This window comes from Streptomyces sp. MBT65 (assembly GCF_016612545.1).
Lineage (GTDB): Bacteria > Actinomycetota > Actinomycetes > Streptomycetales > Streptomycetaceae > Streptomyces.
Genome location: NZ_JAENRY010000379.1, coordinates 1 through 7,308, shown reverse-complemented (window position 1 = coordinate 7,308; position 7,308 = coordinate 1). Strand labels below are relative to the sequence as shown.

General features: G+C 69.3%; 9 protein-coding genes. 6 read left to right on the top strand and 3 right to left on the bottom strand.

The annotated features are described in order from the left end of the window. The 3 genes from JHN63_RS45340 to JHN63_RS45330 form a co-directional block, all read left to right on the top strand. Window positions 1-1,128: sensor histidine kinase (locus tag JHN63_RS45340; protein ID WP_200690983.1), on the top strand; the 1,128-nt coding region annotated here is incomplete at its 5' end. A 20-nt stretch (window positions 1,129-1,148) separates the two neighbouring features. Continuing rightward, window positions 1,149-1,796: a LuxR C-terminal-related transcriptional regulator gene (locus JHN63_RS45335; protein ID WP_200690982.1), complete on the top strand. Its 648-nt coding sequence runs from the start codon at window positions 1,149-1,151 to the stop codon at window positions 1,794-1,796. Window positions 1,797-1,878: 82 nt separating this feature from the next. Beyond that, on the top strand, window positions 1,879-2,262 hold the full coding sequence (locus JHN63_RS45330) for a hypothetical protein (protein WP_200690981.1): 384 nt from the start codon (window positions 1,879-1,881) through the stop codon (window positions 2,260-2,262). Between the two features lie 26 nt (window positions 2,263-2,288). Here the strand turns inward: JHN63_RS45330 and JHN63_RS45325 are convergent, their stop codons facing one another. From JHN63_RS45325 to JHN63_RS45315, 3 genes are all read right to left on the bottom strand, one after another. Next, window positions 2,289-2,906: a class F sortase gene (locus tag JHN63_RS45325; protein ID WP_200690980.1), complete on the bottom strand. Its 618-nt coding sequence runs from the start codon at window positions 2,904-2,906 to the stop codon at window positions 2,289-2,291. A 113-nt stretch (window positions 2,907-3,019) separates the two neighbouring features. Continuing rightward, on the bottom strand, window positions 3,020-3,538 hold the full coding sequence (locus JHN63_RS45320) for a hypothetical protein (RefSeq protein ID WP_200690979.1): 519 nt from the start codon (window positions 3,536-3,538) through the stop codon (window positions 3,020-3,022). A gap of 323 nt (window positions 3,539-3,861) precedes the next feature. Further along, entirely contained in the window at window positions 3,862-4,110 is a 249-nt protein-coding gene (locus JHN63_RS45315; RefSeq protein ID WP_200690978.1) for a hypothetical protein, read from the bottom strand. Window positions 4,111-4,296: 186 nt separating this feature from the next. Between JHN63_RS45315 and JHN63_RS45310 the strand changes: the two genes are divergently transcribed. From JHN63_RS45310 to JHN63_RS45300, 3 genes are all read left to right on the top strand, one after another. Next, entirely contained in the window at window positions 4,297-5,439 is a 1,143-nt protein-coding gene (locus JHN63_RS45310; protein ID WP_200690977.1) for a hemopexin repeat-containing protein, read from the top strand. Between the two features lie 80 nt (window positions 5,440-5,519). Continuing rightward, window positions 5,520-6,983: a hypothetical protein gene (locus JHN63_RS45305; RefSeq protein WP_200690976.1), complete on the top strand. Its 1,464-nt coding sequence runs from the start codon at window positions 5,520-5,522 to the stop codon at window positions 6,981-6,983. Between the two features lie 14 nt (window positions 6,984-6,997). Then, window positions 6,998-7,308 (top strand): hypothetical protein (locus JHN63_RS45300; RefSeq protein WP_200690975.1); only part of this gene is annotated, 311 nt, incomplete at its 3' end.

Here is a 7,308-nt window from a genome sequence, read left to right as displayed (position 1 = left end):
GCTGTGAACCGTGTTGTAGTTCCAGCGCTTGAGCAGCGGGTGCAGTGTGAACAGGGCGCCGGCAGTGGGGTGCTCGGGTGGCGGCGGGGCGTCCTGCTCGACCGGGCCGGATGGCGGGCCGTCGGCTGCGCGCTGTTGACACCGTTCACAGCCGTTTTCGCGTACGCCGCCGTCCTCATCGGATATGTCTACGGCGCCCTGTTCACACTGCACCCGCTGCTCAAGCGCTGGAACTACAACACGGTTCACAGCAGCACTGGTGGTACCGGCAGCACCGGCAACACCGGCAGCTCCACGCGCTCCACGCACCCCGTGTCCACGAGTCACCACGTGTCACTGGAGTTCTTCGGTCACCAGCTCGACTCCTGGCCACGCTGGTTGATTCCGTTCACAGCCGGTTTGCTGTTGCTGGCCGTCGCACCCCTTCTCCTCCGTTACGCCCTCGGCCCCCACCGCGCCCTGTTGACCGTGCTGCTCGGCCCCGACGCCGCGACCCGCCGTATCCGCACTCTGGAGGAGACCCGCGCCCGAGCCGTCGACGACGCCGCCGCCACCCTCCGTCGTATCGAACGCGATCTGCACGACGGCACCCAGGCCCGCCTGGTGGCCCTGGCCATGCACCTCACCGCGATCCGCGAACTGGTCAGCGCCGGCGCCGAACCCGACCGCGTCCTCACCGTCGTCGACACCGCCCGGGGCAACGCCACCCAGGCCATCACCGACCTGCGCGCCCTCGTCAAGGGCATCCATCCCCCCGTACTCGACGAGGGTCTGCACGCCGCGCTCACCACCCTCGCCGCCGACAGCGCGCTCCCCGTCACCCTCACCACCGACATCGGCACCCGCCCCACCCCGGCCGTCGAGACCATCGCCTACTTCTGCGCCGCCGAACTCCTCGCCAACGCCACGAAACACGCGCGCGCGACGACGGCCACCGTCGACGTCACCGCCCGCGACGGACTCCTGCGCCTGCGTGTCACCGACGACGGACAGGGCGGCGCGACGATCGGCGCGGGCTCCGGACTCACCGGCCTCCTCGCCCGGGTCCGTACGGTCGACGGCACACTGACCTGCGACAGCCCACGCGGAGGCCCTACGGTGGTCACGGTCGAACTGCCCCACACGTGAACGGACCCGATCGGAGCGGCATGCGCGTCGTCATCGCCGAGGACTCGGCCCTCCTGCGCGACGGCCTGGTCCAACTGCTCCAGCTACGGGACGTGGAAGTGGCCGCGGCGGTGGGCGACGCGGAGTCCCTCCTGGCCGTGGTCGCCACCCACGCCCCGGACGTCGCCGTCGTCGACATCCGCCTCCCGCCCACCCAGACCGACGAGGGCGTACGAGCGGCCGTACGACTGCGGGAACGGCACCCCGCGACCGGTGTGCTGCTCTTCTCGCAGTACGTCGAGACGACCCACGCGTCCCAACTCCTCGGCAACCCGGCCGGGTTCGGGTATCTCCTCAAGGAACGGGTCGTGGACATCGGCGAGTTCGTCGGCGCACTCGAACGCGTCGCGGCCGGCGGCACCGCACTCGACCCCGAGGTGGTCGCCCAACTCTTCGGCGCCGCCCGCCGATCCACCGCCCTCGACACCCTCACGCCCCGCGAACGCGAGGTCCTCGCCCTGATGGCGGAGGGCCACACCAACCACGCGATCGCCACCACGTTCACGGTCTCCGAGCGCGCGGTCGAGAAACACGTCGCCAACATCTTCACCAAGCTGGACCTGCCACCGTCGGAGACGGGAAACCGCCGTGTGCTGGCGGTACTTCGGTACCTGGAGAACGGCCGCTGAGGTTCGGAACGCGTCGACCAATTCGGTTGCCGCTCGCTGCTCCGCGGCGGATTCTGGGTGCTCGGTCGACGAGGGGGATGCCGTGGGACTCGTTCTGTTCCCAGGAGACGACGACACCAGCAGCCCGGACGTGTCCTGGTCCTGCAAGGAATTCGCCGTGTTCCGGCGCTGGTTGGCGCAGGCCGAGGGGTTCGGTCTCGACGAGATGCAGGGCTTCGGCGGGCAGCGCCCCTGGGACGATGTCCGCACCCCGCTCGCACCGTTTCTCGATCACCCCGATGGCGGCGGACCCGATCTCTCACCGCTCCAGTGCGCCGCGATCCTGCCCCGTCTTCAGGAGATCACCGACCAGTGTCAGGAGCGAGGCGCAGATCCCCTCCACCGACGGCACCTCACCGACGCCAGAAACCTGGCGGTCGTCCTGCGGTTCTGCGTCGGCAAGGACGTCGATCTCCTCTTCAGCTGAACCCCGCCGGACCTACCGACAACCGGCTACCGACTCCCACTCAGGTGCGCGAAGACGACGACATTCCCCTGATACCCCGTCGACCGCGAGTACCCGCCCCCGCACGTGATCACCCGCAACTCCGGCCGCCGTGCCGCCCCGTAGACCTTCTGATCGGGGAAGTGCGAGGCCTGGTACACCTCGACCGCGTCCACCGTGAACAGGGCGACGGTGCCGTCCAACCGGTCCAGTTCGATGGTGTTGCCCTTCTTCAGGGCGCCGAGGTCGTAGAAGACGGCGGGTCCGTCGGCGTTGTCGACGTGGCCCGCGACGATCGCCGTGCCGGTCTCACCGGGGGTGGTGCCGGACTCGTACCAGCCGGCGAGGTTCTTCTTCGCGGCCGGGGGCACGTCCAGGCTTCCGGTGGCGGTCAGTTCGAGGCCCATCAGCGGGGCGTCCACATGGATGGCCGGGACACGGATGCGGTCCGGCGGCGACGGCGGCAGCGCGCGGGCCGCGACGCGCCCGGCGACCGGGTCGGGCCGGGCCTCGGCGGGGGACGGCTGCGGCGGCGCGTCCGTTCCGCCGCCGTCGGTCAGCAGCCACGCGCCCGTGCACAGGGCGACCACGGTGACGACCCCTATCGCGGTGTTGCCGAGACGCATAACGCACCCCTCTCCAGTAGCTGGCCCCGCGCCCCCTCCGGGCCACGAGGGGCGTCGGACCCGGAGGGGGAGGGGACGTGCGGTACCGGCGGACGGACAGCGGAGGGTGTCCGTCAGATCCTGTCGCCTCTCGCCCGGCGATGCAGGAGCCAGGTACCGCCCGCGGCGGCGACGGCGAGAGCCGCCACACCGGCCGCGGTCTGCACGGGGTCGGGGCCCAGGGCGCCACCGACCCCCGTCTTCACACTTCCGCGCGGCTGCACCTGCTGCCGCATCGAGGCCAGCGTCACCATCAGATCGCCGCTGACCTGCCGGCCGTCCGTGCACTTCGCGACGATCTCGTACGTCCCCGGCTGCGCGCTCGGCGGCACCCTGAACTGTCCGATCGCATCGCCCTCGTGCGTACTCGGCGCCAGCGTGAACGTGCCGGCGCCCACCGCGCCGGCATCACCGGCGGCCGTACCGTCGTCGCCGCAGGCCGCCGTGTTCACCGTGACGTCGCCGCCCGGCACGGCACTCGACGGGAACACCTCCAGACCGCCGCTCTCGCCGCCGTACGCCGGCGCGGTCGCGAGACCCGCGGCGGCGACGGCGAGCGCGGTGCCGGTCAGCAGACGGGCGGTACGACGCATCGGTGCTCCTCCGAGCTGTGGTTGGCTGCCCTTCCGAGGTAAGTGGCACCGGGCCGAGCCCGCTTCCTGAGCGAGCGTCAGAAGTGTGGTGAATGGGTGTCAGGGAAGCTCTCCGGCGCCCCGTTCCGCCACCGTTTCAGCAGGTCATGGGGGTACGGCGGACCGCTCCCGGAGAAGAACCCGAAGAGTGCGGGCCGCGCGTGTGAACGGGTGACCGCGGCCGCCGACCGGGAACGCAAAAGGGGCGGCCGACGAAGGTCGGCCGCCCCCGCACCGTCACGGACGTCGCGGTGCGCTACCCGGCATGCCGCCGGGCGGACGGATCAGTAACCGAAGATGCCCTGGAACGTGCCGCGGTCCCACTCGTGGTCGGTCTTGCTGTTCGAGTAGTAGACGGGACCGACGTGGTCGATGACACCGGCGAACATGGTGCTGTCGGTGTGCCCGGAGCCCTGAGAGCCGGTGCCCTGGACGACCCCGTTGTCGTCACCGTGGGCGAGGGCGGCACCGGCGCCGCCGAGCAGGATGCCGACGGCGAGGACGGACGTGGTCAGGGCGGAACGCATACGCATGACTGCTCCCAATCGATCTCTGGAAGACGCGCCGAAAAACAGACGCATCGGTCGGTTCAACGCGACAAACGATCACCGAAATCGGCCCGTGACCTCGGTGACGCCACGTGGTTCCCGCCCTGATTCACTCAAACGGGAACCCGTACCGCGTCATGGGAACCGCCCCGGCGGAGCATGCATCCCGGCATGAGTGTGGACAAGGCGTACTTCACCGTCGGGGCCACCGTGTCCACGTACGACCTCGACGCGGACGCGGCCGACCCGGCGCAGGACTGGCAACTCGGCACGGCCTGGGCCGGGTTGCCGCCCGGCTGGGAGGAGGGCGTCGACGCGGCGGTCGATCTGGGCCAGGCCCACCTGTACGTGTTCCGGGGCGCGGAGTACGTCCGTATCCCGTTCGCCACCCAGACCGTCGACGACGGCTACCCGCTCACGACCCGCGACAACTGGTCCGGCCTCTCCTTCGACACCGTCGACGCGGTCATGAACTGGTCCGACGGCAAGCTCTACTTCTTCAGCGGCCCGCGCTACGTCCGCTACGACATCGCCGCCGACCGCCAGGACCCCGGCTACCCCAAGCTCATCGCGGACGGCTGGACGGGCGTCGCCGCCGACTGGATCGGCGAGGGCATCGACGGCGCGCTCAACCCCGGCAACGGACGGGCGTACTTCTTCAAGGGCACCGAGTACGTGGCCGTCGACTGGCACACCAAGAAACAGCAGGACGGCTACCCGCTCACCGTCGCCGACCAGTGGCCAGGCCTCACCGGCCCCTACGACGCGATCTGGTCGAACGCGGCCACCACACCACCGAGCACACCGCCGAGTTCGAGCAGGGCGACCCAATTCCGGCAGTCCTACGGCGAGTTCGCCACCGCCAGTGAGACGGCGACCGGTGTGCCCGCGCTGGTCACGCTCGGCCAGGTGGCGCTGGAATCCGGCTGGGGCTCGGCCGCCCCCGGCAACAACTTCTTCGGTATCAAGGCGAAGGCGACCGACCCGGCGGAGACCCGCCAACTGCTCAGGACCCAGGAGGTGTTGGACCGACCGGACGTGCAGTTCCCCGAGGTCGTCTCGGTGACACAGCGTCCCGACGGGAAGTACCTGTACGTCGTCCGCGACTGGTTCCGTGTCTACGCGAGTCCCGAGGAGTCCTTCACGGCCCACGGCAACCACCTGCGGAACAACGCCCGTTACGCCCCCGCGTTCGAGCACACCGACGACCCGTACGCGTTCGCCCGGGCCGTCGCGGACGCGGGCTACGCGACCGCCACGAACTACTACGACTCCCTCGCGTCCGTGATGCGGAACATCGAGGCCGCCGCGTGAGATCCCCGCTGATTCACTTATCCGGGTGAAGGGGAGCAAGTCGTCGTATGCGTGTCATATGACCCGGGCAGGACGGGGTCATGGGATACCAACTGGGGGATCTGGGGCGGACGTTCCGCGACCAGATGTACAACGTGCTCACCGGCGGCGACGGCAGCGTCCCGCCGGCCAAGTCCAGCTTCATCACCTGGTGCATGCCCGGACTGCCGTACCAGGAGGCGGACTTCGCGTTCGCCGCGCAGGGCATCGGCACCGGCGCCACGGCGGCGGAGGACAAGCTCCTGCTCCAGCAGGCGTACAACTTCTCCTCGCTCATCGACTTCATCCCGGACGTGACCTCGGCGTACTCGACGGACCGCCAGGACGGGGTGTGGCGCAACGCGAGCGGGGCCCGGCTGAGCGAGATCTACGGCCAGATCCTCAAGTTCTCCAAGGTCGTCGACGACCGGCTCACCGACGACCAGAAGGCCAAACTGGACCGGTTCCGGGGCCTGTTGAGGGTGACGCGCACGGTGAAGGACATCGTCACCGAGCAGGAGAAGCAGGTCACCGAGGACAGCCCCATGCTCAAGGCCTACAAGGCGTGCATGCAGGCGTACGTCACCGCCGCGCTGTCGTACAACAACAAGCGCATCGCCGCGCAGGCCGCCGTGGGCGAGTCCGGGAAGCAGGCGGTCGCGGACTGGGTGGCCAACGCGCAGCTGTACTCGATGCAGGTGGCCGCCGCGATGGACGACTGGACGTCGAGCGGGTACCGCAACGAGGTCGAGGAGATCAACGCCTACATCGACCAGACCACCGAGAAGTCGATGCTCCTGTGGAAGCGCAACCTGGAGCGCTTCTACGAGGAGGCGAACACCAACGCGCTGGGCCCCGGCCAGTCGTTCTACTACACGACGGTCGTCCCCGGTGACTTCGCGAACTCGAACGGCTGGACCGCGTACTCGATGTACCACCAGATGGTGGACTCCCACAGCCACTACGAGACGACGTCCTGGTCGGCCGGCGGCGGTCTGAACTTCGGTCTGTGGAGCGCGAGTTCGGGTGTCACCTCCAACTCCCAGGACTACAGCGAGAATTATCAGGTCGACGACTTCTCGATGTCCTTCGAGATGGCGCAGGTGCAGGTCGTACGGCCGTGGTTCTATCCGGAGTTCCTGGAGAACCGCGGCTGGGACCTGCGCAAGGGGCAGGGCTGGAACTACGACCAGATGCCGTCCGACGGCGGCAACCCGCCCCAGGGCCGCTTCATCGGCTATCCGCTCCAGGCCCTGTTCATCAGGAACCTCACGATCCACTCGGCTTCGTTGGCCCAGGCGTTGCAGACCCACCAGAGCTCCGTGTCGGTCAACGCCAGTGTCGGCTGGGGCCCGTTCACCGTGAAGGGCAGCTACAGCCACTCCGAGTCGGACCAGCACTTCCACTCGGAGAACGACGGCGCGACCATCACCGTCCCCGGCATGCAGATCATCGGCTTCGTCAACCACCTCCTCGACAAGACACCCAACCTGCTCGACGGCCTCGACCCCGACCAACTCGTCTAGGGCGGCGGCCGGTTATGAACGAGACCGCAGCGGTGTGGGCCGCGTCCCCGGTGGACGCGGCGGCCATGTTCGGCCTGGGCGCGTACTTCGGCGACCTGCTCACCGACCCCACCCACCTGGTCGGCGTACCGGCGACGCCGGTCGTCTACCAGGACAGCATGTTCCGCTTCGGCGGCGCCCTGGACTCGGCCCGGGCCACGGTCTGGGCCGAGTTCTGCGAACTCGTCAACAGGATCCCCACCCAGCCCGTCTGGACACCCCCGGCCACCACCCACCTGTGGAGCGTCTACGGCGAGGTGCTCGCCGCCGACCTGGCCCGCTCCAC

What these genes read in the sequence shown, in the direction of transcription:
- JHN63_RS45335 (WP_200690982.1), top strand. Translation starts at nt 1,149, where the DNA reads ATGCGCGTCGTCATCGCCGAGGACTCGGCCCTCCTGCGCGACGGCCTG.
- JHN63_RS45325 (WP_200690980.1), bottom strand. Translation starts at nt 2,906, where the DNA reads ATGCGTCTCGGCAACACCGCGATAGGGGTCGTCACCGTGGTCGCCCTG.
- JHN63_RS45320 (WP_200690979.1), bottom strand. Translation starts at nt 3,538, where the DNA reads ATGCGTCGTACCGCCCGTCTGCTGACCGGCACCGCGCTCGCCGTCGCC.
- JHN63_RS45315 (WP_200690978.1), bottom strand. Translation starts at nt 4,110, where the DNA reads ATGCGTATGCGTTCCGCCCTGACCACGTCCGTCCTCGCCGTCGGCATC.
- JHN63_RS45310 (WP_200690977.1), top strand. Translation starts at nt 4,297, where the DNA reads ATGAGTGTGGACAAGGCGTACTTCACCGTCGGGGCCACCGTGTCCACG.
- JHN63_RS45305 (WP_200690976.1), top strand. Translation starts at nt 5,520, where the DNA reads ATGGGATACCAACTGGGGGATCTGGGGCGGACGTTCCGCGACCAGATG.